Annotated in this window: 23 protein-coding genes and 1 other annotated feature; of the genes, 6 read left to right on the top strand and 17 right to left on the bottom strand. The window is 43.7% G+C overall.

Annotation, left to right across the window (positions count from 1 at the left end):
* The first annotated feature begins 3 nt into the window (after window positions 1-3).
* The 4 genes from CYJ37_RS17575 to CYJ37_RS17590 all read left to right on the top strand — a co-directional run bounded on the left by CYJ37_RS17575 (window position 4) and on the right by CYJ37_RS17590 (window position 2,623).
* Window positions 4-624: a lytic transglycosylase domain-containing protein gene (locus tag CYJ37_RS17575; protein WP_094768236.1), complete on the top strand. Its 621-nt coding sequence runs from the start codon at window positions 4-6 to the stop codon at window positions 622-624.
* Window positions 625-911: 287 nt separating this feature from the next.
* Window positions 912-1,319 (top strand): globin domain-containing protein, encoded by a 408-nt coding sequence (locus CYJ37_RS17580; protein WP_009794113.1) that lies wholly within the window; start codon window positions 912-914, stop codon window positions 1,317-1,319.
* Entirely contained in the window at window positions 1,316-2,194 is an 879-nt protein-coding gene (locus CYJ37_RS17585) for a ClpXP adapter SpxH family protein (RefSeq protein ID WP_009794112.1), read from the top strand. Before CYJ37_RS17580 ends, CYJ37_RS17585 begins: the two co-directional genes overlap by 4 nt.
* Before the next feature lie 249 nt (window positions 2,195-2,443).
* Entirely contained in the window at window positions 2,444-2,623 is a 180-nt protein-coding gene (locus tag CYJ37_RS17590; protein WP_009794111.1) for a hypothetical protein, read from the top strand.
* A 679-nt stretch (window positions 2,624-3,302) separates the two neighbouring features.
* Here the strand turns inward: CYJ37_RS17590 and pepF are convergent.
* The 6 genes from pepF to CYJ37_RS17620 all read right to left on the bottom strand — a co-directional run bounded on the left by pepF (window position 3,303) and on the right by CYJ37_RS17620 (window position 10,654).
* A complete protein-coding gene (gene pepF, locus CYJ37_RS17595; protein ID WP_101550865.1) occupies window positions 3,303-5,132 on the bottom strand; it encodes an oligoendopeptidase F in 1,830 nt (609 codons plus the stop codon).
* Between the two features lie 114 nt (window positions 5,133-5,246).
* On the bottom strand, window positions 5,247-6,479 hold the full coding sequence (locus tag CYJ37_RS17600) for a competence protein CoiA (RefSeq protein WP_101550867.1): 1,233 nt from the start codon (window positions 6,477-6,479) through the stop codon (window positions 5,247-5,249).
* Window positions 6,480-6,621: 142 nt separating this feature from the next.
* Entirely contained in the window at window positions 6,622-8,139 is a 1,518-nt protein-coding gene (gene cls / locus CYJ37_RS17605) for a cardiolipin synthase (RefSeq protein WP_009794107.1), read from the bottom strand.
* An 87-nt stretch (window positions 8,140-8,226) separates the two neighbouring features.
* Window positions 8,227-8,895 carry an adaptor protein MecA gene (gene mecA / locus CYJ37_RS17610; RefSeq protein WP_094768239.1) on the bottom strand — a complete coding sequence of 223 codons (669 nt, stop codon included), beginning with the start codon at window positions 8,893-8,895 and terminating at the stop codon, window positions 8,227-8,229.
* Window positions 8,896-9,249: 354 nt separating this feature from the next.
* Complete coding sequence (gene spxA / locus CYJ37_RS17615) at window positions 9,250-9,645, bottom strand: transcriptional regulator SpxA (protein WP_009794105.1); 396 nt, start codon at window positions 9,643-9,645, stop codon at window positions 9,250-9,252.
* Window positions 9,646-10,078: 433 nt separating this feature from the next.
* Complete coding sequence (locus CYJ37_RS17620) at window positions 10,079-10,654, bottom strand: GNAT family N-acetyltransferase (RefSeq protein ID WP_022543610.1); 576 nt, start codon at window positions 10,652-10,654, stop codon at window positions 10,079-10,081.
* Between the two features lie 259 nt (window positions 10,655-10,913).
* Here CYJ37_RS17620 and CYJ37_RS17625 point away from each other — a divergent pair, with 259 nt between their 5' ends.
* Complete coding sequence (locus CYJ37_RS17625; RefSeq protein ID WP_022543609.1) at window positions 10,914-11,096, top strand: hypothetical protein; 183 nt, start codon at window positions 10,914-10,916, stop codon at window positions 11,094-11,096.
* 168 nt (window positions 11,097-11,264) lie between these two features.
* Here CYJ37_RS17625 and CYJ37_RS17630 read toward each other — a convergent pair whose 3' ends face one another.
* The 6 genes from CYJ37_RS17630 to CYJ37_RS17655 all read right to left on the bottom strand — a co-directional run bounded on the left by CYJ37_RS17630 (window position 11,265) and on the right by CYJ37_RS17655 (window position 18,465).
* Window positions 11,265-12,464, bottom strand: coding sequence for a putative glycoside hydrolase (locus CYJ37_RS17630; RefSeq protein WP_035402745.1), 1,200 nt, complete (start codon window positions 12,462-12,464; stop codon window positions 11,265-11,267).
* A 384-nt stretch (window positions 12,465-12,848) separates the two neighbouring features.
* Window positions 12,849-13,784 (bottom strand): ABC transporter ATP-binding protein, encoded by a 936-nt coding sequence (locus CYJ37_RS17635; protein WP_009794101.1) that lies wholly within the window; start codon window positions 13,782-13,784, stop codon window positions 12,849-12,851.
* Between the two features lies 1 nt (window position 13,785).
* On the bottom strand, window positions 13,786-14,853 hold the full coding sequence (locus CYJ37_RS17640) for an ABC transporter ATP-binding protein (RefSeq protein WP_009794100.1): 1,068 nt from the start codon (window positions 14,851-14,853) through the stop codon (window positions 13,786-13,788).
* Between the two features lie 12 nt (window positions 14,854-14,865).
* Window positions 14,866-15,783, bottom strand: coding sequence for an ABC transporter permease (locus CYJ37_RS17645; RefSeq protein WP_009794099.1), 918 nt, complete (start codon window positions 15,781-15,783; stop codon window positions 14,866-14,868).
* A gap of 3 nt (window positions 15,784-15,786) precedes the next feature.
* Entirely contained in the window at window positions 15,787-16,722 is a 936-nt protein-coding gene (locus tag CYJ37_RS17650) for an ABC transporter permease (RefSeq protein WP_009794098.1), read from the bottom strand.
* Between the two features lie 105 nt (window positions 16,723-16,827).
* Window positions 16,828-18,465: a peptide ABC transporter substrate-binding protein gene (locus CYJ37_RS17655; RefSeq protein ID WP_022543608.1), complete on the bottom strand. Its 1,638-nt coding sequence runs from the start codon at window positions 18,463-18,465 to the stop codon at window positions 16,828-16,830.
* A 604-nt stretch (window positions 18,466-19,069) separates the two neighbouring features.
* Window positions 19,070-19,312 (top strand) — a binding site (T-box leader).
* Window positions 19,313-19,410: 98 nt separating this feature from the next.
* Here CYJ37_RS17655 and trpS point away from each other — a divergent pair.
* On the top strand, window positions 19,411-20,400 hold the full coding sequence (trpS, locus tag CYJ37_RS17660; RefSeq protein ID WP_009794094.1) for a tryptophan--tRNA ligase: 990 nt from the start codon (window positions 19,411-19,413) through the stop codon (window positions 20,398-20,400).
* Between the two features lie 299 nt (window positions 20,401-20,699).
* Here the strand turns inward: trpS and CYJ37_RS17670 are convergent, their stop codons facing one another.
* The 5 genes from CYJ37_RS17670 to opp4A all read right to left on the bottom strand — a co-directional run bounded on the left by CYJ37_RS17670 (window position 20,700) and on the right by opp4A (window position 25,605).
* A complete protein-coding gene (locus CYJ37_RS17670) occupies window positions 20,700-21,446 on the bottom strand; it encodes a YjbA family protein (RefSeq protein WP_009794093.1) in 747 nt (248 codons plus the stop codon).
* An 82-nt stretch (window positions 21,447-21,528) separates the two neighbouring features.
* Window positions 21,529-21,741, bottom strand: a complete 213-nt coding sequence (locus tag CYJ37_RS17675; RefSeq protein ID WP_009794092.1) for a hypothetical protein — start codon at window positions 21,739-21,741, stop codon at window positions 21,529-21,531.
* Window positions 21,742-21,938: 197 nt separating this feature from the next.
* Complete coding sequence (gene opp4C / locus CYJ37_RS17680) at window positions 21,939-22,859, bottom strand: oligopeptide ABC transporter permease (RefSeq protein WP_009794091.1); 921 nt, start codon at window positions 22,857-22,859, stop codon at window positions 21,939-21,941.
* Window positions 22,860-22,872: 13 nt separating this feature from the next.
* Complete coding sequence (opp4B, locus tag CYJ37_RS17685) at window positions 22,873-23,838, bottom strand: oligopeptide ABC transporter permease (protein ID WP_022543607.1); 966 nt, start codon at window positions 23,836-23,838, stop codon at window positions 22,873-22,875.
* A 33-nt stretch (window positions 23,839-23,871) separates the two neighbouring features.
* A complete protein-coding gene (opp4A, locus tag CYJ37_RS17690; RefSeq protein ID WP_101550869.1) occupies window positions 23,872-25,605 on the bottom strand; it encodes an oligopeptide ABC transporter substrate-binding protein in 1,734 nt (577 codons plus the stop codon).
* Between the last annotated feature and the right edge of the window lie 43 nt (window positions 25,606-25,648).

The following is a 25,648-nucleotide window of genomic DNA, read 5'->3' on the forward strand; positions in this document are numbered from 1 at the left end:
GCAATGAACATTGACCAACTGAAAGTGATGCTTGAACTCCAGGCCCTCCAGAATTTCGGCGGCAACAGTACTCCTTCAGACTCCGGCTTGGGCAGTGTCTTTACCAGCATCATGAATGAAATGATGGCATCGGATGAGGCACCCGGCGGACAGGAGTCTGCAGAAACCGGACGAGAAACATTCCTGTCTGGAAAGATGGCTGCGGCACTTCCTCCAGTAAGCTTTACAAAGCTTTCCGGCGGAAATGGGGAACCTTTTTCAGATATCATCAATGAGGCAGCAGAGCTGTACAAGCTTCCTGCCAAGCTCATCCACTCTGTCATCAAACAGGAATCCAACTTCAATCCCGGTGCTGTCAGTGCTGCCGGGGCTTCCGGGCTGATGCAGCTCATGCCGGAAACAGCCAAAGGCCTTGGCGTCAAAAATATATTTGATCCCCGCGACAATATATTTGGCGGCAGCAAATATTTGCGTGAAATGATGGACAGATATGGGGGCAACATTGAAAAGGCGCTTGCAGCATACAATGCAGGCCCGGGAAATGTCGATAAATACGGAGGCATCCCTCCTTTTAAAGAAACTTTGAACTATGTAAAAAAAGTGACCGGCAGCTTCTTAGCATAAGAACCTTGCGAGAAAGCCTTCTGCAGACCAGGCTATGCGGAAGGCTTTTTTTTTGCGGGAAAAACCTTCATATTGAGCTGACAATGGTTCACGCTGGAAAAATTCCGTGATATTGGTTAAAGTAATGAATGCCGCCACTTTGTGCTGCTTGTCCTCAAGCTATTTGTTTGAGATATAAAAAGGGCGTTGTTAAAATAAAGAAAGCACAGGAATATTAAAAGATAATGTTTCTGCTATAACTAATCTTTTGGAAACTTACTCATTAAACTCGAAAAGGAGTTTTTATAATGGCCGAGAAAATGACTGTACCGTTCGATGCTATTGGCGAAGAAAAACTTCACCGGCTTGTTGATGTTTTTTACAGCCTGGTTGGACAGCACCCTGATCTCGCTCCTATCTTCCCTGATGACCTGACTGAAACGGCCAGAAAGCAAAAACAGTTCCTGACACAATATCTTGGAGGACCTGCTTTATATACATCCGAACATGGGCACCCTATGCTAAGAGCCCGCCACCTCCCCTTCGAAATTACGGAAACAAGGGCAAAGGCATGGCTGTCATGCATGGAACAGGCTATGGATGCAACAGGATTGGAAGGCGACTTCAGGCAGCATTTCTTCTCCCGGCTCGCATTAACGGCACAGCATATGATCAATACACCAGAAAAAGATATGATGAAAGGTGAGAGCAAGTGAGGGAAAAAGAAACTTCTCAATTCATCCATGCATCTCCTCATTGCCAGGGCATCGAGAAAAAGCGGATTGAGATTTACATGTTCGTCGATCCTCTCTGTCCCGAGTGCTGGGCGCTGGAACCGATTATTAAGAAACTGATGATAGAGTATGGAAGCTACTTTTCCTTTAAGCATGTCCTTAGCGGCAGGCTTGCCTCCCTCAACATGGGAAGGAAGCAGAGGCTGGAAAGCCTCGCGGACTATTGGGAAAAAACCGCAAGCCGTTCAGGGATGTCATGTGATGGCAATGTCTGGTTTGAAAACCCTGTCTCGTCCCCGCATCTGGCTTCCATCGCGATAAAGGCAGCCGAGCTGCAGGGAAGAAAAGCAGGGATCCGATTTCTGCGGAAGCTGCAGGAGGTGCTTTTCCTTGAAAAGCAGAACATTTCAAACTTCGATGTCCTCAAATCCTGTGCACAGAATGTCGGGCTTGACGTTGTCGAATTTGTTGCCGATATCCACTCAGACAGCGCTGCTAAAGCTTTTCAATGTGACCTGAAAATCACTTCAGAAATGGATGTACAGGAAATACCTACTCTTGTATTTTTCAATGAAAATATTGAAGAAGAAGGAATTAAAGTCACAGGCTATTACCCTTATGAGGTGTATGTGCAGATCATTGAAGAAATGCTGCAGATGAAGCCTGAACCTTCTGAGCCGCCATCCCTTGAAGCATTCCTAAGATACTTCAAGCTGGTAGCAACCAAGGAAATTGCAGTTGTATACAATATGACGGTTTCACAAGTAGAAAAAGAAATGAAAAAACTCCAATTGAAGCAGCTGGTCGAACAGCTCCCTGCAAAATACGGGACTTTTTGGAGATATTGCGGAGAATAACACAGGATATAAGAAAAGCCCTGCAGATGCAGGGCTTTTCTTATATTTCAGGATGGGAGTGTATGTTTCAATAATAGAAAGGGGGTTTGATCGTTTGTGAACTATGTCACAAATACATCATATCATACTGGCTGCAGAATGAACAATAGATTGTTCATCTCTTCACAAAATTGTCACGAAATTATCCCCCGCTTTTTGCATATACATATACAAGCCCTGAAGCCTAAAACCATAACCAGGAGGTTAAGTATGCTTAAAAGCAAAGTCATCTTATTTCTGATCATACTGGCAGTCACTGCTGCTTTCATTCTGAATATATTGGGCCTCATGAAAATGCTGCCCCTCATCATCACCTCCCCTCTTTTATTCGTGGCCCTACTAATCCTGGTGCTGTATATAAATGAAAGGAGGCGGTTTAAAGGTTTTTAAGCGGAAGTGCGGAGGTGACTGTTCAGGTGTGACCAGCAAGTCTGGAGCAGTTTTAAAGGGATGCCGAGGTGAAGGTTTGCAGAGTTGCTAATATATGGCGGAAGTTGCTAATATAATTGAAAACTTGCTAATATATGGTGAAAGTTGCTAGTAAACCAGGAAAGTTGCTAATAAACAGGAAAAGTTGCTAATATCGTCCTGCAGCAGCTTCCTTCCTGCCCGATGCCCGCTCAACTCCGCCAGTCCCTCCCATCCCTGCTCGCAAATAAGAACGGAAACCCGCAAATAAACTCAGCAGAGTCGCAAATATATCCCAAAACTCGCAAATATATTAAAAATCCCGCAAATATCCTCACAAACTCGCAAATATACGCCCCCCTCCTCCCAATCAAACTATCTCCAGTCCGCAAATAAGCGCCAAATCTCCAGATTCAGCGCATTACTCACCTTAAGTCTTCACTGCCGCACTTCTCCCATATACATCAGCCCATCAAAATGCTTCACCGGCAGCATTTCTTCATTTCATATTACAGTCCTAACTTGCAAACAGAAATATCAAAACATTAATTTTACCACTAAAAAAAGCACGCTAAATCATATACGATTTAACATGCTTTTTGAGTGGTTTCTCACATTGTGTGGACTTCACAAAGGGAATAAGTCCATCCCCTTTTCTGTTTTACTGCTTAACCCTGTTCAAAAGTTCTTCCATCTCGTTCAGCTTCTCCTCGAATACCTTGCAGGCATCTGCAATCGGAGCAGGGCTTGTCATGTCAACACCCGCTTTTTTCAGCACTTCGATCGGGTAATCCGAGCTTCCTGCTTTCAGGAAGTTGATATACCTTTCGACTGCCGGCTCACCTTCTTCGAGGATCTGCTTGCTTAGTGCAGTTGCGGCGCTGAAGCCTGTAGCATATTGATAAACATAGTAATTGTAATAGAAATGAGGGATCCGGGACCATTCCAGCCCGATTTCCTCGTCGATGATGATATCTTCTTCGCCGAAATACTTTTTATTAAGCTCATAATAATCCTGTGTCAGTGCCTCTGCTGTTAATGCCTCATTATTTTGGGCTTTCTGGTGGATCTGATGTTCAAATTCAGCGAACATGGTCTGGCGGAACACCGTGCCCCGGAACCCTTCTAAATAATGATTCAGCAGATAAAGCCTTTTTTGGTCATCATCAATCGTTTTCAGCAGATAGTCGTTAAGGAGGGCTTCATTGCATGTGGAAGCTACCTCTGCCACAAAGATTGAATAATTTCCGTAAGGATATGGCTGCGTTTTTCTTGTGTAGTAGCTGTGGACAGAATGCCCGAATTCATGCGCAAGGGTGAACAGATTGTTCACATTGTCCTGCCAGTTCATCAGAATATATGGATTTGTGCCATATGCACCTGAAGAGTAAGCCCCGCTTCTTTTTCCTTTATTCTCATGGACATCGACCCAGCGGTTTTCAAACCCTTCCTTTAATACTGAAAGATATTCCTCTCCCAGCGGCTCCAGTCCTTTTAGTACATAATCCTTTGCTTCATCATAAGGAATTTCCATCTTCACATCTTTGACAAGAGGTGTGAAGAGATCATACATATGAAGCTTTTCAAGGCCCAGGACCTCTTTTCTCAGCTTAATGTAGCGGTGGAGAAGATGGAGGTTGTCATTGACCGTATTGACCAGATTTTCATAGACACTTTCAGGGATATTATTATCCGAAAGTGCAGCATGGCGCGCAGAATCATAATTCCTGACACGCGCATAGAAATTATCTTTTTTGACATTGCTGCTCAAGGTGCTTGAAAAAGTATTCTTGAATTTACCATAAGTATCATATACCGCCTTAAAGGCATCCCTGCGGACCCGCTGGTCGTCACTCTCCAGGAAACGGATATAGCGGCCATGTGTAACCTCGACTTCTTCCCCGTTTTCATCTTTAATGGATGGAAATTCAAGATCGGCATTATTGAGCATGCCAAATGTGTTCCCTGGTGCATCAAGGACTTCTGAAGCCTGTGCCAGCAGTGCTTCTGCTTCTGCAGATAATACGTGCGGCCTTTGAAGGTTGATTTCCTCCAAAGAATGCTTATAGAGTCTTAGCTCTTCTTTTTCATCAAGGAAGCTGCTGATCTTCTCTTCATCGATTGCCAGAATCTCTGGCACAATATAAGCAAGGCTGCTCGCTGCCTGGGAATACAGATTTTTAATGCGGTCATCCAGTCCCTGGTAAAAGGAATTGGTCGTATCCTGGTCATATCTCATATGGGCATATGAGTAGAGCCTGCCCAGCCTTTCAAGGAGATGATCCTGGTATAGAAGCGCTTCATACAGCTTGTCTGCGCTGTCCCCCAACTTGCCCTGGAACCCGCCCGCATCAGGAAGCAGCTGCTTCACTTCCTGGAATTCTTTTTCCCAGGCATCGTCAGTTGAAAAAATATCTTCAAGCCTCCATGTATCTTCCGGCTTTATTTCACTTCTTGAAGGCAATTTCTTTACCGCAGTTTCATTTGCCATGTCTATATCCTCCATTTCAGTTATTTCGTGGTCCGAATAAAAATTCGGTTCACTAGTTATTTCTACCTTTAAAGGGAAATTCCTTCTTTATTATAAATCTCTCCTTATTGTATGTCAGTTGCTGTTTTCATTATTCCCCATTTCATATGGGAAGGGAGTGTCTTCAGATCTCGCCATTCCTGTATAAAAGCGCATTCTTAGTATTCCGGCTTCATCCATTGTCTTAGGGATAGTCCATTCGTGAGCCAGCCTGTATCTCCCCTCTCCTTCAAACTGAAAGACTCCGGATGCTGATAAATGGCAGAAATATTCTGTAACAGCCAGTCTGTATTCTCCTTCAGAAAGAGGGAGCTCCCTGACTTTCACGTCTCCAGCACGTATGCGCCGCTTCAGAGACTGCAGGATTTCATTCTCAGTCACCTTCTCTCCAGGTTTCAGGCCTATGAAACAGTCAGTATGCAGATACGCCTGCCAGACTAGCGGAGGTGTTGAAATCCAGAGAGAATGAAGGACAGGAATGCCGATATGCGGCGGGAGCAGGGAGAGATGTAAGCCTGCTTGATATATGGCCATGTAGAAGGGATGTTTGAATGTATTGGGGGTCAGCGAATAGGTTTGCTGGAGCTTGCAGATTTCCTTCTGCCAGTCTGCCGGCGGAAAACGGACAATCCGCGGGGCAGTTATTAGATTTGGAAATTTCATTTGATGCAGCGGTATGACAGAGAAGTCTGTCAGGACATTACGGGTGGTAAGCGGGCAGATGTTGGAGAGGAAAATAAAGCTCTGTACATCGGGGCAGTAAGAAAGCAAATGATATGGAGCATCTGATGAACGATTGACAAAAGAATAATGGAATTCAGAGAAGCTTGCTTTTCGGGCTGAGGTCCGCCTGATCTCTTTTCCTCCGAGTATCCAAATGGGCGTGAAGCCTGCCTCTTTGTAAGCACTAGTCCTGCTGGCGAACAGCGATTCTGGAATAGGGGAGCACTGGAATTCAACGGCAAATTTCTTCCCGGCATATACAAAGCATATATCAGGGCGCTGTTTGATGCTTTTTATATAAGTTTCCAGCCTGGCATGCACATTATTGGCTATCAGCCACCGGTAAATATCCAGCTTTCCCTTCATATGGTACTCTGACTCATTTTCAAAGGATGCTTCACAGGAATGTTCCTTATAATGGGCAAAGTGGGGTATCTTCCTGGTTCCAACCTTAAGCATTACCTTTTCCCTGCATACTGGACAGAGGAAGCTGCCCTCCTTTACCTTGAGCTTCCGCAGTGTTTCCCTATCCGTGAAGTCAGCAGAGTTGATAAACTTGCCTGATTTACGGATTGCTGTCAGCATAATTCTCCTCCTTTCTTTTTACATTACTATATAATTCGCTGTTTGAAATCGATATCCTGCCAGAGATTACCCCTTCATAGAAAAATGCCGCAGCAGCTGCTGCGGCATTCTCCTCATAATATGTTAGTTATGGTCATAAATCCTAAAGCAGTGGTGACAGCAGGCGTGCAGTTGATTCAAGCAGCCTGTACCCAATATGCCGCTTTCCGAACAGAGCACCTGTAATTTCCTGAGAATCATTAAGATCAAGCAGATATTCAGAAGCAAGCTTTTGTGAACTGTGAGTTTTAAAAAGAAAAGCATTGACTTCAAAATTCAGGTGAAAGCTTCTCATATCCATATTCGATGTTCCGATAGAAGCCAGCTCATTGTCGACAATCACAATCTTGCTGTGCATAAAGCCTTTTTGATACTCATAAATCTTGACGCCTGCATCAAGCAATTCAGGAAAATAAGACCTTGATGCATGGAAAACAATACGCTTATCCGGTCGATGCGGCACCAGCAGGCGGACATCCACCCCGCTCAGGGCAGCCACTTTGATGGCGGTGAATATGTCTTCATCAGGGATGAAGTAAGGAGAAGCAATCCAGACGGACTCTTTCGCAGAAGTAATCATCGAGAAGAAAATATTCTTAATGACACTCCATTCATTATCCGGGCCCCCGGCAATCAGCTGTACTCCGCCATGATTGTTCTCTTCGGGAACCGGAGTAAGATATTCAGCTGTCAAAAAGCTGTCATTGGTCATATAATACCAATCCTGCAGAAAAATGAGCTGCAGTGTACGGACCGCTTCCCCCTGCAGCATGAGGTGGGTATCACGCCAGAAACCGAAATGCGGATTGCGCCCCAGATACTCATCACCGATGTTAAGGCCGCCCATAAAACCTGTATTGCCGTCAATGACAATGATTTTACGGTGATTCCGGAAGTTGAATTTGCTGTTCAGGAGCGGCATTTTTACTGGACCGAATGCAACTGTCTCCACCCCGGATGACCTGAGGTCGCGAATATACTTCTTGGACATTTTCCAGGAGCCCACCGCATCGTACAAAAATTTAACCCTGACCCCTTCCCCCGCCTTTTGCATGAGTATCTCTTTAATCTCCATCCCGATTTGATCATGGCGGACAATATAATATTCCATATGGATATGATGGGTGGCATTCCGGAGAGATTCAAGGATCTGATTGAAGGTTTCTTCTCCATTTGTAAGGATTCTTGTGCTGGTAGCAAAGGAAATGGGGCTGTTCCCGATTTCATGGGCCAAACGGAAAAGCTTTCTTTGATGCTCCCCCATCTGCCGTACTTTTTCAGCATAATTTCTCCCATGGTTTTCCTGGACTTTCCTGAAAGCTTCTTTGTCCAAGAAATATTTTTTCCGGAACATCTTTTCCTTCCGGTAGTTCCGCCCGAAAAGGAGGTAGAAAATAAATCCGAGCAGGGGGAAACCGCCTAAAACCACGAGCCAGGTCAAAGTCTGTGAGGGGTGGCGGTTTTCAAGGAAAATGATGAACCCGATAAATATGACGGATAAAGTTACCAACAGGCTGAAGTAGCCCAGAAAGCCGCCATTGACCGGAAAAAATTTATTAATGGCAAAAAGGAGTAAGATCAGGAATCCGCTGAATATGGTAATCCTTACGGCGTTTTTCATTATGGCTGTCACCTGTCCCAACCGGCAAAATCATGCTGCCTTCTATATACAAAGAAAACACCGATTTCATTCAGAAATCGGCATTGTTTAATCAAAATATTTCCTGAGCTCCCCGAAGACATCTCCATCTATTATAAGCTTACCGTATTCTTCAATCCGGTGGATCGTCGTCTGGGTTTCATGCCCGAATTCAAGCAGGATGCTCAAAGCATTATCAATCTGCTCTTCATCAAGATCTTCCTCATCAGGAAATTCAACATACAGATAGTATTTATTTTCAAATGAATAAAGCTTTGTTTCCAAGGAATCCAGGCTGGAAGTTTTGGAAAGGGAAATGATATCTTCAAAATCATCAAATTTCAGAAGAAACTCAAGATTATCTTCATAAGAAGAGTCTTCTTCATCTTCATGCTTTGTGAAATGCTGATCCAGCAAATCCTCGATCCTCTCTTCAACAGGCAGATCTTTCAGCTTATCCTCAGGAACGGGAAGTTCAAATTTCTGGCCGTCTTTGGAAAGCTGCGCCTTGGTGACCAGCACCTCGAGCCCTTTATCCAAAGCTTGTACCTGAATCCATAAAGGCCCTTCCACCATGAACTCTTCTTCCTGATGCACTTCGTCCATCATTTCCCAAAAGAGTTCCTCGCTCCGCTCGCGGTTGTACCAGATTTCATCCCGGTCAAAGCCTCTCTCTTCTATATCAATATAAGAAATGTAAAACTTGACAGTATTATCATTAATCCGTTCAATTTCCATTCAGAACTCTCCCTTCCGGCGATTGTTGAAGGGACTAAATACCCCCATAAGATGTTGTTTATATCCTTTACCCAATATAGTTGGCTCTAATCTTTCTAGGAAGGTAACAGTATTGTTGCCTTATACTCCTATTTTATGACAAAAAGGGGATAAAGGGAATTAAAATGAAGCAGGTTTCAAAAAACCATTGTATGCCTATATGCTTCATTTTAGTACATTTAATCTTACCAAAAATTTTAATTGTGTACAAACAACTGGCTTGCCGGAAAGCCAATATGGCCCATATAATTAATCAGTCAAGGAAAGGAACAAAATAAAAAGCCCCTTATCTCAAAGAGATAAAGAGCTGATTCATCAGTTAACCATACGCTGTGCTTCCCGCAGCTGATACGTGCGTACTTTGCGCGGAAGGAATCGTCTGATTTCATCTTCGTTATAGCCAACCTGAAGGCGCTTTTCGTCAATAATGATTGGACGGCGCAGCAGGCCGGGATTATCCTTAATTAACTCAAACAGCTCTTGAAGCGGCATGGTTTCCAGGTTCACGTCAAGTTTTTGGAACGTCTTTGATCTCGTAGAGATAATTTCATCCGTACCATCTTCCGTCATACGGAGGATTTCCTTGATTTCATCAATTGAAAGGGGTTCGGAAAAAATATTCCGCTCTTTATAGCCTATTTCATGCTCCTCAAGCCATGATTTCGCTTTCCTGCAAGATGTGCAACTTGGTGAAGTGTATAATGTGACCATTTTACAAATTCACACTCCTTAAATTAGACATATATAAAGATCTTTTACAAGAATTATACTCAGAAAATATGAACCCTTAATTAAAATTACTTTAAATTAGTAATTTATATTAATTATTATACACCATTAAAGATGCATTTGGTATCCCTTTTTAGAAATATGCTAAAAGACTTATGCAAAGGTTCTACAGTTCATTTTTCTTAAGCATTCTACTATATAAGACGTATGAGAAAGATAAAAGTTTCAAAAATTTTAATAGATTCCATCTTTCCCCGCTTGATGGCCATATTTATGTAATACTTATAATGGCCCGGTGCCGCATTTGACCTTTATATGTTTTATACCCATACTGTCCAGGCAGTAAACCTTATTTTAAATTCTCAATTAATTTATGAAAATGAAAATGCTGCTATCAAAAATAGCAGCACTTTTCCTAGAGCCCTTTGAGTACATCTCCAGAACTTTTGTCTTCTTCAAATGTCAGTACTTCCTCTACCGGCTGGTAGGATTCTCCGTAGAAATGAGCATCTTTATACGTATGAATCAGCTCATATGTCTTCTTCATGCTCTCGTAGATCAGTTCTTCCGATTCATTTCCAGGGGCCCAATAAAGGATTTCCATACTGTTGATTTCCTTTGTTGCCAGGGAACGCCTTCTATATCCGATCGATTGGGCATGCTCAAAGCCTTCCCGCTTGTAAAACTTGAGCCTTTTTTCTGTGTCGGTGTCTTCATAATCGACCGGCTCTACTTCAAGGATGATCGGCTTTCCCTTTTTCTTAAGCTTATCAAGGAGTTTATGGCCAAGACCCTGTCCCCTGGCTGCCTTTGAAACAAACAGGTAGTCGATGAACACGAAGTTATCCAGTTCAACATACATCAAAACATGGTTCTTTCCTTCGTCCTTATGGTAGATTTCAGAGCGTTCCTTGAGCAGCGTCTCCATATGCTCGCGGGATTTCATTTCTTCGATAGGGAAATATTGATTCAATTTTTCATACCAATGCATATTTTGGCTCCTTTTATTTAATAGTCCAGTCCGATAAGCATCCATCTTTCTCTACACTTCCCCGGCTGCTGCAGAGCTTAATTGCCCCGCTCTGAATCTCACATGTAAAATACACTAATAATTTGCCAAAATGTAAAGTATTTATACAATAGACCTTTTCTAATAACTGCTGTTCTTTTACAATAAATAGAAAGGACACTGGCATTTGGCATTATAAATTATTCGCAGCGCTGCTGTGAAAAGAAAGATGGAGGTTTATATGATTGAATTTGCTGCGGATTTATCGATTGTTGCCCTGCTCGTGATTGGGATTACTGCTATAATTGGAGTTGCAGCGAATGGAATCGGCGAGAAGCTGTTCGGCGGTAAACGAAAATCCGAATTTGTGGATCAATCCGCAAAGGTGCAGACTGGGTGGAAAAATGTAGGCGGCAGAAAGTAAAACTGATCCTGCCATATACTATGATACCGCATACAGCTTCTGTGTCAAATAACATCCTGCTATTAACGCTCTTTAGGATATAACAGCCATTAGCATGCGGTCTTGGCCTGAAAATGGCCGCTCAATTGAACAGAGATGAAGCCGGGTCAATTGCCCGGCTTTTCTTTTTTATTCCCCTGGTGTATAGTCAACGCCTTCTGTGTAGGAATTGCCTGCATTCCAAAGGAGATATTCATTGATCCCCTGGTCTTTAAGGGCTTTAATCTGAGCTTCTACCTCTTGCTTTCCGTATGCCTTGTAATTCCCTGCCCCCAGCCACGATGCCGTAAAGTCCTGGAGCCATGGCCTTGATACAGGCGCCTCTTCCAGCTCTGCAAGCTTCTTCTTCTCAAGCTTAGAATATTCTGCCACAAGATTATATGGCTCCAGATCTGGCTTGCTGATCCCGAAATAGGACGTCCAATGACTCGGATAAATCATTGATGAAATGACATCAACATTGGAGGAAATCTTAGAGAAATTCTGGCCGATTCCTGGTGCTTCCGGCAGTGTTGCGCTGTAGCCAAAGATATCAACAGAAACTTGTACATCATAAGGCTTAAGCTTTTCCCTCGCATAAGCTACAAAGTCAGTGACAGCCTGAACCCTTTTTTGAACATTATCATCAGCGCCATTATACTCTCCAGTAGAATAAGTTAAAGTCTCTTCACGTTTTTCAAACCCTTCAGGAAAACGGACATAATCAAATTGAATTTCCTGGAATCCCATCTTAGCGGCTTCAATGGCTATACCGACATTATAATCCCAAACCTCTTTCAGGAATGGGTTTACGAATGATTCACCTCTGCCATTTGACCAGACCTTATTCCCGTCCTTATATGACCATTCCGGCTTGCTATTGGCCAATACGCTATCCTTAAAGACAACCACACGGGCTATAGGATAAATCTTCTTCTCCTCCATTGTTTTCAGAACCGTTGCAGGGTCTTTTATATAGGGTTTGCCGATGGAGCTGTACGGGGATTTCCCTTCAGGAATATAGGTCAGATTGCCCCAGTCATCCTTTATATCGATAACCATTGCATTTAAGTCAGTTTTGCCGATCAAATCTACTAACTTATTAAATTTTTCTCCGCCGGCAGAATGCCCGGTAACATAGACTCCTCTTACAGCGTCAGGGTATTCAAAGGTATAGCCTGAGTCATATTTAAAACGTGCCATGGCTGCTGGCAGTTCTTTTTTCATTTCTATGTATTCTCTTACGGGCATGGAGCTGTTTGTCAGCTTTTCACTCTCTTCCGCACTGGCATGTATTGTGATGAGCGAAGACAAAGCAGCAGCAGCCGCAGTCATTTTCAGAGCCTTCATATTCCGTCTCCCTTCTATCCTTGTATTTTCATTATAAAGGCAGCCTGCTTCCATTTACATATGTAAAAAGCAATAACATAGTACTCATTCCCTTTCTTCTTTCCTATTACACTTGAAATAAGGATTTTTTAAGATTTTAATAGGAATAATGAATATATAGAAAATTTATAATAGTAATTGTTGTCAAAATGTTGTATTATTATTACAAGAAAAATGCGTTAATGAGAAAAAGGGTTAAAGTGATACTTCAAATTCCGAAATAGGTCGTTTTTACAGCTTAGCTATTTTACATCACCTGCAACGATAATTCTAAAATTTTTGCTGTTCTTTTTATTTGATGTAATTAAAAGCCAAAAGACGATCTCGGAATGAGATCGTCTTTTGTTATTTTTTGTATTGGGCCTTATATTGTGCTGCTTCCTTTTCAGAGCAGTAAACATAATGTCCTGGTGCAATTTCCCGCATCTCCACTTGGTCACTGTCCGTATAATTGTGGACAGCAGGATCATAGCTTGTACGCTTTCTGGTCCTCTCAGTTTCTGGATCCGGAAGCGGAATGGCAGAAAGAAGGGACTGTGTATAAGGATGGAGCGGGTTATTGTAGAGATCATCGGCCGGAGCAATTTCAACCAGCTTGCCGAAGTACATAACTCCAATCCTGTCACTGATATATTTAACCATGGAAAGGTCATGGGCAATAAACAGATAAGTCAGCCCTTTTTCGCGCTGCAATTGCTTCATCAGGTTTACTACCTGTGCCTGGATGGAAACATCGAGAGCTGAAATCGGCTCATCAGCAATGATGAATTCAGGCTGTACGGCAAGAGCGCGGGCAATCCCGATCCGCTGGCGCTGACCGCCTGAGAACTCATGCGGGTAACGGTTAGCGTGCTCTTTGTTCAAGCCGACCGTTTCAAGAAGCTCATACACTCTTTCCATACGCTCTTTCTTGCTTGTGGCAAGGCCATGGATGTCAATGCCTTCAGCAATGATATCAGCTACAGTCATCCTAGGATTCAGGGAAGCGTAAGGATCCTGGAAAATCATCTGCATTTTGCGGTTGAATTTCTTCAGCTCTTTAGCAGATTTCCTTCCGTGGACGTTCTCTCCTTCAAAAAGGACTTGTCCGTCTGTAGCATCGTACAGTCTGATGATCGTTCTTCCGGTCGTCGATTTTCCGCAGCCTGACTCGCCTACAAGGCCAAGCGTTTCACCTTTGTAGATGTCAAATGAAATGCCGTCTACTGCCTTTACCATATTAGGGCGGCCGACATTAAAGTGCTGCTTTAGATTTTTGATTTCAATTAACTTTTCAGCCATTTTATTTGCCCTCCTTCACTAAAACAGGCTTATCGAATGTGGAAGAGAGCTTGCGGATCCTGCGCTTGACAGCTTCAGGCGGTTCTACTTCCGGTGCATCCGGATGGAGCAGCCATGTTTTTGCAAAGTGCGTTTCAGAAATCTGATACATTGGCGGTTCTTCTTCAAAATCTATGGCCAATGCAAACTGGTTCCTCGCTGCAAATGCGTCTCCCACTGGAGGGTTAGTTAAATCAGGAGGAGTACCTGGAATTGCTGCAAGTTCAGTCTTTCCATCATTATCAAGGCTAGGCATGGAAGCCAGAAGCCCCCATGTATAAGGATGGCGCGGATCATAGAATATTTCATCAACTGTTCCCATTTCTACAATCTGGCCGGCATACATAACAGCAACACGGTCTGCTACATTGGCAACTACACCAAGGTCATGAGTAATGAAGATAATGGAAGTATCCATTTTGCTCTGAAGATCCTTCATTAGATCCAGAATCTGAGCCTGAATTGTTACATCAAGCGCTGTTGTAGGCTCGTCCGCGATCAAAAGCTTTGGACTTGCGGCAAGTGCGATGGCAATCATAGCACGCTGTCTCATACCGCCTGAGAACTCATGAGGATATTGGTTTACACGCTTCTCCGGCATTGGAATCCCAACAAGGCGCAAAAGCTCTGTCGCCCTATCCTTAGCAGCAGAAGATGACATATTCTGGTGCTTGATCAGCACCTCCATGATTTGGCGGCCAATTCTCATTGTCGGGTTCAGAGAAGTCATTGGATCCTGGAAAATCATACTGATTTCTTTACCGCGGATCTTTTCCATTTCCTTTTCCGATTTTGGAACGATATCGTCGCCATCAAGGAGAATTTGTCCTCCAGCAATTCTGCCTGGCGGCATTGGAATCAATTTCATGATTGTCTGGGAGGTAACACTTTTACCTGAACCGGACTCGCCGACAATCGCGAGGGTCTCACCTTTATGAAGATCGAAGGACACGCCGCGGACAGCCTGGACTTCTCCTCCATAAGTTTGGAATGAGACTCTTAAATCTTTTACTTCGAGTAATTTTTCCATTTATCTCACTCCTTATTTGCGTAGTCGCGGATCTAGCGCATCACGAAGTCCGTCGCCGATTACGTTAAATGCAAAGATGGTCAAGCAGATAAACGTTGCCGGGAAGAACAAGCGCCAAGGATAATATCTAAGTGCCGGAAGGCCGTCATTTGCCATGGTTCCCCAGCTCGCTACAGGCGGTGTCAGACCAAGACCCAAATAGCTAAGGAATGCCTCAGTAAAGATAGCTGATGGCACTGTAAGTGTCATGGTTACAAGAATAGGGCCCATTGTATTCGGGATCAGGTGCTTGAACATGATGCGCGAAACATTTGCTCCCAAAGTTCTTGAAGCAAGGACATATTCCTGATTCTTAAGTGAAAGGACTTGTCCACGGACAATACGTGACATATTGATCCATCCGGTAATGGTCATGGCAAGGATCATCGTGCCGACACTCTGGCCTAATACAACCATAAGAAGGATAACAAGCAGCAAGTAAGGAATCCCATAAAGGACATCCGCTGCACGCATCATATATTCATCTGTGCGTCCGCCTTTGAAGCCGGCGATGCCGCCCCATAGTACGCCAATGAAGAGATCAATTAATGCAGCTGCCAAACCGATGAACAGGGAGATTCGTGCACCTTCCCATGTACGGGCAAATACATCGCGTCCCAGATCATCTGTACCGAACCAGTGCTCGGAAGATGGTGACTGATTTTTATTGCCTAGATCGTTTGATGCATAATCATATGGTGTCATATATGGTCCAAAGATCGCCATAAATACAAGGATGGCCAAAAGCACAATCCCAAACATGGCAAGCTTGTTTTTTCGGAATCTAAGTGTAACATCTTTCCAGAAAGATAGGCTTGGTTTACTGATTTTTTCTGCATCAGTTGTTTGTGTGCCAACAACTCTGAATTTATCTTTTGATAACTGTCCCATAATTTACTCTCCTTTCTTCCCGCCTGCAAGTTTGATGCGCGGGTCAATGAGTCCGTACGCAATGTCGACAAGGAGAATAGACACTAACAGAATGATACTGTAGAATACGGTAACTCCCATAATAACAGTGTAATCACGGTTTCCGATGCTTAATACAAAGTGGGAGCCGAGTCCCGGAATACCAAAGATCTTTTCAATTACGAAGCTGCCTGTAATAATACCTGCTGAAAGAGGTCCCATATAGGAAACGACAGGAAGCATAGCATTTCGGATTGTATGTTTAATGGTAATAACACCCTGGCTCAAACCTTTAGATTTAGCCGTTTTAATATAATCATTCGAGAGCACTTCCAGCATGGAAGAACGCGTCAGACGGGCGATAAACGCCATTGGAGATGCCGCAAGCGCCAACGCAGGCAATATCGTATGCATGAAGGACTCCCACCTGGCTACCGGGAAGACGCCAAGTTTAATCGCAAGGAAATATTGCAGGAATGTGGCCATGATGAAGGAAGGAACCGAGATCCCCATAACTGCAACGATCATTGCAGTGTAGTCCTGCCACTTATTGTGCTTGAGGGCTGCAATAACCCCTAAAACAACACCGATTGAAACTGCGATCAGAATCGCCTCGATACCGAGCATAAGAGATACAGGAAAACCTTCGCTGATTAAATCATTGACAGTCTGGCTCTTATACTTAAAAGATGGGCCAAAATCCCATTTTATGATTCTTAATAGATACTCCCCATATTGAACATACCATGGCTGATCGAGCCCGTAGTGGGCATTCAGGTTTGCTTCAATTTCGGGAGGCAGTTGTTTTTCTGATGTAAATGGATTCCCTGGTGCAATGCGCATAAAGAAAAACGTTGCTGTGATGATAAGCCACAGCGAGACAATCATATAGATTAAGCGTTTTCCAATATATTTCGCCATTGTCAAACACCTCCAATTTTATTTCTGCTTCATTCAGAAACGAAGGTATATGGGGGAAAAACCCCATATACCTCTCGTTTAGACAGCTATTAGTATTAGCTATTCTTATTCAAAGTACGCCCATTTGTATTGAACGTCGCCAAGTCCGGAAACAGCTACGCCTTTAAGGCTTTCATCCTGAACCCAGTTGTTTGTGTAGAAATAGATAGGAGCTACAGGCATATCTTCCATGAAGATTGCTTCAGCATCTTTAAGCAGCTGCTGACGTGCTTCTGCATCAGCTTCTGTTGCAGATTGCGCTAACAGATCCTGGAATTCTTTGCTTTCCCATCCAGTATCGTTGTTACCTCCATCAGCATCACGGTAAAGCTCAAGGAAGTTGATTGCATCGTTGAAGTCTCCAAGCCAGCCCATACGAGCTACCTGGTAGTCAAGAGCGTGAACCTTATCAAGGTATACAGCCCACTCAGAGTTATCAAGTGTTACTTCTACGCCAAGGTTCTGCTTCCACATATCCTGGATTGCCTGAGCAATCTTCTGGTGTGCTTCAGAAGTATTATAAGAAAGAGTTACTGCAGGAAGCTCAGAAGCATCCTTGTAGCCAAGCTCTTCCAGACCTTTTTGCAAGAATTCTTTAGCTTTTTCTACATCATTGTCAGCAAAATAGCCTTCTTCATTTTCAGCGAACATTGACGGCGGAACGATAGCCATCGCTGGAAGCTGTTCACCCTGAAGGATGTTGTCGATAAGCTCCTGACGGTTGATTGCATATGTGAATGCCTTACGGATATTCACATTGTTGAAAGGTTCTGCAGTTGTGTTGAATTTGTAGTTGTAAACACCAGCGATAGGCTGTGTTACAAGGCGGTCTTCGTCTTTAAGGGCCTGCATAGCATCAGTCGGAAGTGCTCCAGTCGGTGCTCCTGCCCAGTCAAGCTCGCCGTTGTCAAGCATTGACAATTCAGTGTTTGGATCATTTACCATGATCATTTCGATCGAGTTAAGCTTTACAGTATCTTTATCCCAGTAAGTATCGTTCTTTTCAAGAACAATCTTGTCACTGTGTGACCATTCAGTCATCTTGAATGGACCATTTGAAGTATAATCGTCGCCTGCATCGTTTGCCCAGTCAGGGTTTGCTTGTGCAACCTTGCTGTTGATCGGCAGGTACGTATAGAATGCAGTCAATTCATCAAAGAATGGAGTAGGATTTGCCAAAGTTACTTTAAGCGTTTTTTCATCTACAACTTCGATTCCTACGTCATCAAGTGAACCGCCGCCAGTGTTGGCAGCTTCAGCACCTGCGATGTAGTAAAGCTGGTAAGCATACTCAGACTGGTTGGCAGGATCGATAGCCCACTTCCATGCATATGCAAAGTCTTCTGCCGTTACAGGATCGCCATTAGTCCATTGAGCATCCCTTAATGTGTAAGTATAAACTTTCTGATCTTCAGAAACTTCAATTTTCTCAGCTGCTGCCGGTTCAGGCTTTCCATCTGGATTGATGCGTGTCAGACCTTCGAAAGTCTGGCGAAGAACAGTACCGGAAGTTGCATCCTTTGCAAGGCCCGGGTGAAGTGAAGGCGGTTCAGAGTTAATGTTAACCGCTAAGTCCTGAGGTACGTCTTTCCCTCCGTCTCCATCGCTTCCGCTGCCGGCATCATCGCCGCCGCCGCTGCACGCTGCAAGGAACATGCTTAGAACAAGCAACATACTAAAAAAGATCGATAATCTTTTGTTCACGGTGTTACCCCCCTATATAATTTCCACAAATGCCTTTTGCAGGAATCTGTCCACGCTTCCATAAACAACTGTCCGCCTTGGATATATTGCTCAAATAGTCAGTAAATTAACTGTAAAAATAAACTGATTATCCGCGCAGCAAAAAAAGTAAGCTTATAACTCAAAAGACAAAGATTATCCTCTATTCTGACAATTCGAGAGAAAAATCAAAAGGATAAGCCAAAATTCTGTAAGCTATAAACTTACTACTAATCTCTTTATCCATAGGTTTTCAGAACTATATGCAAGAATGTTACAGATTCGTAAAGAATCATTTGTTACGTTTATTATATGTATTTTAAAACTTGTTTGCAAGGGGCTTTTATTTTTCAATGGAGGGTATAGTGAGAAAATTGTCGAAAAAATACTTTTAAATCAAGAGTTTGCTAGTTTTAATTTTTTTGAAATTTTTCTTAATTCCCCTTTTGCCGAAGGTTATTTGGACCTTGATTTTTCCCATATTTTTCTTGTTTTCCTATACGAATTCCAGGTGTGTTATTTCGAATTACCTTGATTTTTTCTGCAGTTTTGGTATATTTTAATGTATAAAACCAATACTGTTGATGATAAAGCAATGACAAAGAGTAGTACATTTGCTCAGGGATTAAAGAGAGTTTGTGGCTGGTGGAAACAAACATCCCGGCAAATCGAATGGACTTTAGAGCTCCGGCTGCGAAAGGCTGCTTCCTGCTGCCTATTAGCTTCCGGCGTATCCCGCGTTATGGGAAGCCCGGCCTGCAGGCAAGCCGGGGTTAAGAGGCCTCAGCCGAGGCACTTAGGGTGGCACCGCGGACCATTCGTCCCTATTTTTCAGGGGGACGAATGGTCTTTTTACGTCTTTTGCGGAATTTCCGCCACTTTTTCGGCTCACTTTTTGTCTGCTGATACATCCAAGGAGGAATATATATGAAAACCATTTTTTCCGGCATCCAGCCCAGCGGCACTCTTACACTGGGAAATTATATAGGTGCCATGAAGCAATTCGTGGAATTGCAAAACGAATATAACTGCTATTTCTGCATTGTCGATCAGCATGCCATCACTGTCCAGCAGGACCGGATGGAGCTCCGCAAAAATATCAGGAGCCTTGCAGCCCTCTATCTTGCTGTCGGGATCGACCCTGAGAAAGCAACACTTTTCATCCAGTCTGAAGTCCCTGCCCATGCACAGGCCGGATGGATGATGCAATGCGTTTCCTATATCGGGGAGCTTGAGAGGATGACCCAGTTTAAAGATAAGTCCCACGGAAAAGAAGCAGTATCTTCCGGCCTGCTGACCTATCCGCCGCTCATGGCTGCCGACATTCTTCTATATAAGACAGACCTGGTTCCTGTAGGGGAAGATCAGAAGCAGCATTTGGAGCTTACAAGGGATTTGGCAGAAAGATTCAACAAGAAATATAATGACATCTTTACAATCCCGGAAGTGCGGATCGCAAAAGTAGGGGCAAGAGTTATGTCCCTCCAGGATCCGGCTAAAAAGATGAGTAAATCTGATTCTAACAAAAAGTCTTTCATCTCTTTGCTTGATGATCCAAAGCAGATTGAGAAAAAAATTAAAAGCGCAGTTACGGACTCTGAAGGAATTGTAAAGTTTGATAAAGAAAATAAGCCTGGAGTTTCCAATCTCTTATCTATCTACTCCATCCTTTCCGGCAGGACTATAGACGAGATCGAGGCGCAATACGAAGGAAAAGGCTACGGAGACTTTAAAGGCGATCTTGCAAAAGTGGTTGTCGATACAATCGTGCCAATCCAGGAAAAATACACTCAGCTCATGGAATCAAGCGAGCTGGATGAAATCCTGGATAGAGGAGCCGAAAAGGCTCAATTCACTGCCAATAAAATGCTGGCCAAAATGGAAAACGCCATGGGGCTCGGCAGAAAACGCCGATAATGAAAAAAAGGAGCTGTGATCAGCTCCTTTTTTCATTAAACCAAAGAGGGCATGGTTTTGTAATCCCTCTCCCCATAAATCAGGTCTTTAAATGGGGCTGTTGATTTCCGTTCCAGACACTTCGCTTTCCGCGGGGCGGAGTTGAGCCTCCTCACCGCAAGCGGTTGCGGGGTCTCAACTCTTCCGCTATTTCCCGCAGGAGTCTACGTGCCTTGCACTCCAATCAACAGGGTTTTCAAACTTTATTTGGTCTTTAGGAAAAAGATACTCCTTTTTCCTTCAGTATAGAATTATGCATATTAATTCACTTTCGAGCCATGCTCCATTTCCCACAGTTTCTCAAAAAATGGCTGCCCTTTAATGATATTTTCGCAAAAAGCTTCATGTTTTCCTGACCATCCCAGCTTCGTTTCCTCATACAGTGACTTCCAGGCCTGTTCGAATTCCAGCTGCTGGATTATAGTATATTTCTCTGGATTCCACTCTGTATACCAATAGCGGATTTCAGCTGTATTCCCAGATGAATGAAGCTGATCAAGAGCCATAAAGAGCAGCTGCTTCAGCTGCCTTTCTTTTCTGGTAAGGCCGTTCATCATTTCCGGGGCTGGCGAAAGGATGTGAAAATCCTTTAAACAGGATTGGTCGTTAAATGCATATTGGATGGTTTCCTGATTATCAAGCATTTCGTAAGCAAGCTGCTCCTGCCTTGGAATCAGCCGGCTTTTGCGGATGGGTATATTATAGCTGATCGTATCGACTGCCAATATGCCTGAACCGTCGGAGACGACAAAACAGTAATCAAGCTGTGTCCGTTCGTGGTTTTTTCGCAAATATGCTTTTTGGTAGATGTCGTTCAGCAGCTGTTGCGGCAGTTCTGATAAGTCGTTTTCTATGTAGTTGAAAAGGAGCGGCTCTACCTTTAACAATGGGACCTGATCAAGCAATTCCACACTGTCATCTTTTCTCCATTCATGAAAGTGGCATACATTATATCCGTTTTCTTCTCCTTCAAACCAGTTCACCCATACATCATGAAGATACAACATCTTATAACCCCTCACTTCAAGTAACTATTTGTCACTCAGTATGAACAGGAAATAGTTAATTTATTCCTCCACGTGCAACAGTTTACTCCTCAGTTCCCTGCGGAAAGTATATGGCCACTGTAATAATGACAATGCCGGCCGGGAGCAGGCCGCACTCAGGCCTTTTAAGAATGTATGAAAAATAGTCACTCAATTCATGCCCGGCAATTAAGAGATTTAAATAAGCCACCGAGCTGATCCCGCCTGCTACAGCCAGTCCAAAACCAGTAATAAAAATAAACAGCCTGAAGATCATTGGGCTGGATCCCTTCTGGCTTGTCCCATATATACTCCTGCTCTCTTGTTTTTTTACATATATATGATAGAAAGCGTTAAATCATACGGCAAAAACAAAAAAGACCCCCAAAAGGATCTTTAATTGCGGATTTCATTAAAAAAGGGTGAGCACCTGAAGTGTCTCGCCCTTTATGGTTCCGGCTGATGCCAGCCGCATTATCTATTTGACTTAGGGTTAAATGCGTCCTTCAGACCCTCGCCAACGAAGTTGATTGATAGTATTGTCAGTGTCAGAACCGTTGCGGGCGGTATCCATATCCACCACTTGCTGGTCAATACATCCGGACTTCTTGCATCCTGAAGCATATTGCCCCAGCTCGGAATGTTCATCGGTACACCGAAGCCGAGGAAGCTTAAGCCAGTTTCCGCCACGATCATGGCAGCAAGTGTCAATGTAGCCTGTACAATAATGGTAGACATTACATTCGGCAATAGATGCTTGAAGATCGTTGTAACTGACGAACAGCCGATAGAGATGGAACTCATGATATACTCGTTTTCTTTCTCTACCATTACCTTGCTTCGCACCAGACGGGCTATTCCGGTCCAGCTCAGCACACTAATGACGAAGATGAGTGTAGCTGTACTTGATTCTATGAAAATAGACTTTAGCACGATGACGAAAAGCAGGAACGGAAAGTTCATCATAAAGTCGGTGAAGCGCATAAGCACATTGTCAACCCAGCCTCCGAAGAATCCGGCTGTGGCTCCTACGATCGTTCCAATCACCACTACCGAAATGGTGATGGAGAAAGCAAGAGTCAATGACGTTTTTCCGCCATGGAGGGTCCTGGCAAATACATCTCTCCCAGACTTATCTGTGCCAAAATAGTGTTCTGCTGAAGGCTCTTTGCTGATTTCAGTCAAATTCAGCTTAGCCGTTTCCTCAATCGGCATGGACAGCGGCTCGGCAAATATTGATACTAAGACGATGAGCACAAGATAGCAGAGACTGATCATGGCAAGTTTATTCTTTAAAAATTTCCTGCGGGCGAGAGCCCATGGCGACTGGCTCTTGGGAGGCTTTACAGGCTCCTCAATAGCCGTTGTACTTTGCTGCGAAATTGTTGGTTCCATAACTCTCACCTACCTAACTTAAACGTATGCGCGGATCTACTATTCCATATAGTATATCTGCCACTAAATTTCCAATAAGCGTCAGGATGGTCAGCATCATGGTGATGGCCATCATAACGGAATAATCACGTGAGTTTACTGATTCTACAAACAGGTATCCGATTCCCGGATATGTAAAAATGGTTTCGGTAATAATAGCTCCCCCGAAAAGACCTGCAATGTCAAAGCCCAGCAGTGTAATAATCGGAATGACCGAATTTCTGAGGATATGCTTATTATAAATCGCGGATTCTTTCGTACCCTTTGCTCTGGCTGTACGAACATAATCTTTGCGAGAGCTTTCGATCATATCATTGCGCAGGAACTGGGTATATCCAGCCGTAGCCATGGTGCCCAATACAAGCGCAGGAAGAATTGTATGCTTGATTTTACTCAAATAATATTCAAAAGATCCTGGTTCAACGCCTGAACCGATACTTCCAGTCGCCGGGACCCATCCCAGCTGGAAAGAGAAAACGTAAATCGCCACTAGGGCTGCAACAAAGCTTGGAATGGCCAAGGCCAAATAGTTTATTCCTGATATTAGATAATCTCCTGGACTGTAGGCAAATCTGCCTGAGAACCTGCCCATCATAAAAGCTAGAATATACGTAATCATGAGTGAAGTAAAACCTAAGAAAACTGTGTTCGGCAGCCTGTCGCCGATCAATTCCATTACATCGCGCTTATGGATGAATGAATCCCCAAAATCCCCTTGAACCACTCCGCCTATCCAGCGGAAATACTGTGTATGGATTGGGTCATTCAAGCCCATCTTTTCACGCATTTCCTCGATATATTCCGGATCGGAATTTAGCGGGTCGATTTTTCCAGAGAGGGCGTCCCCTGGCATAAGCTTTGCCAGGGTAAACACCACAATGGAGATAAGGAAAATTATTGGGATCATACCTATAAGTCTTCGGATTGTGTATTGCAGCATACTCCATTCCCCTTATCTAAACCTTATTTCTTATTACTCAACAATGTGCCAGTTGTAGAACTCATCTGTGCCGCCTGGAGTTACTTTGACTCCGCCAACACGTTTGTTGATTGCCCATGCATCTTCCCTTTGGTCGAAGAAGATTACAGGAAGCTCTTCGTTAACAAGTTTCTGCCACTCGTTGTATACTTCTTTACGGTATTCGATAACATCCTGGTTTTTATCTTCAGGGAATTGAACACCCTTCTTGATAAGCGCATCGGATTCTTCATTCAACCAGCGCCACATATTCCACTTGTCAGTTGACAGCCAAATGCCGGATGGATCTGGATCATATGAAAGTCCCCATGCACCATGGAAAGTTTCAACAGATGGATCATCTGCTTCGATAGTGTCATAGAACAGGTTGAAGTCTTTCAGGGAACCGCCGTTAAGCTGAGCCTTGACTCCAACTTCACCCCAAGATTGAAGAATGAACTGAGCACGCGCTTCAGAAGTTTCAGCACTTGCCATCGCATCGAAGTTGATAGAGAAAGGCTTTCCGTCTGGATCTTCACGGAATCCGTCGCCGTCCACATCTTTATAGCCGGCTTCATCCAACAGGCTCTTTGCCTTTTCTGGATCATAGTCATAAGTGTTGATTTCTGAATCGTCGATCTTAGCCCATGAAACGGACGGGAATGGAACGTTAAGCGGTTTACCTAAACCGTTTGTGAAAGCATCGATATAAGCTTGGCGGTCCAGTGCATAAACCAATGCCTGGCGCACGCGCTTGTCAGAGAATTTAGGGTTATCCATTACAACTTTTCCTGATTTTGCATCATAGCGTCCCTGGTCGATACCGATATAGCTGTAAGACATAGCATCGATTGTTACAGGGTTGATATTGCCAAGTTCTTTAATTTGTCCCCACTGGTCAGAAGGAGCCTGGATAACATCCACTTCGCCGTTTTCGATCAGGCCGGCAGCAAGGGATGGATCAATGATTTTGTAGACAACGCCGTCAAGCTTGGCAGGGCCTCTCCAATAATCATCATTACGCTCATATTCAATCATTTCGCCAGGAACGATGTTCGTTACTTTAAACGGCCCGACACCAATCGGGTTTTTACGGACTTGGTCAGAGTCAGGAAGTTCTTTAGAAGAAATATCTCCATAATAATGCTTTGGTTCTGGAATAGACCAGATGTTGTCAATCAGGTTGACAGAAGGTTCTGTAACTGTAACTTCTACTGTCAGGTCATCAATAACCTTGATACCTTCAATCGTGTCAGCTTTTCCATCTTTGTATTCCTGTGCACCCTTAATCATCGCCACGTTTGCGAAACGTGCTCCCTCATATGTAGGATCTGCGATCAGGTACCAGGCATATTCCATATCTTCAGCAGTCAATGGTTCGCCGTCATGCCATTTTACGCCGTCTTTCAACTTGAAAGTTACAACAGTGTTGTCTTCATTGAAAGTCCATTCAGCAAGGTTAGGGATCGGCTGCAGCTCATCATTGTAAGCAACTATTCCTTCGTGCATGAACTGAAGGGCATTTGCATCGTCTTCCCCTTCATAATAGGCATAAGATAAAACGCCTTTAAACGCCTGAGTATAACCAAATGTTACTTTTCCGCCTTCTACTTCAGTTGTTTCTGCATCTTTGCCGTCGTCTTTTTTCCCTGTATCTTCGCCTGAAGTATTCTCATTTCCGGAGCAGGCAGCAAGGAACATGGACATTACCAGCAGGACTGAAAATAGCCAAAATGCTGATTTCTTCATCGTTTTCCCCCCATAATTATCGGTTCTTTTTTTTTAAAATGGC

The sequence above is a fragment of the Bacillus sp. UMB0728 genome (assembly GCF_002858875.1).
Classification (GTDB): Bacteria; Bacillota; Bacilli; order Bacillales; family Cytobacillaceae; genus Bacillus_AB; species Bacillus_AB infantis.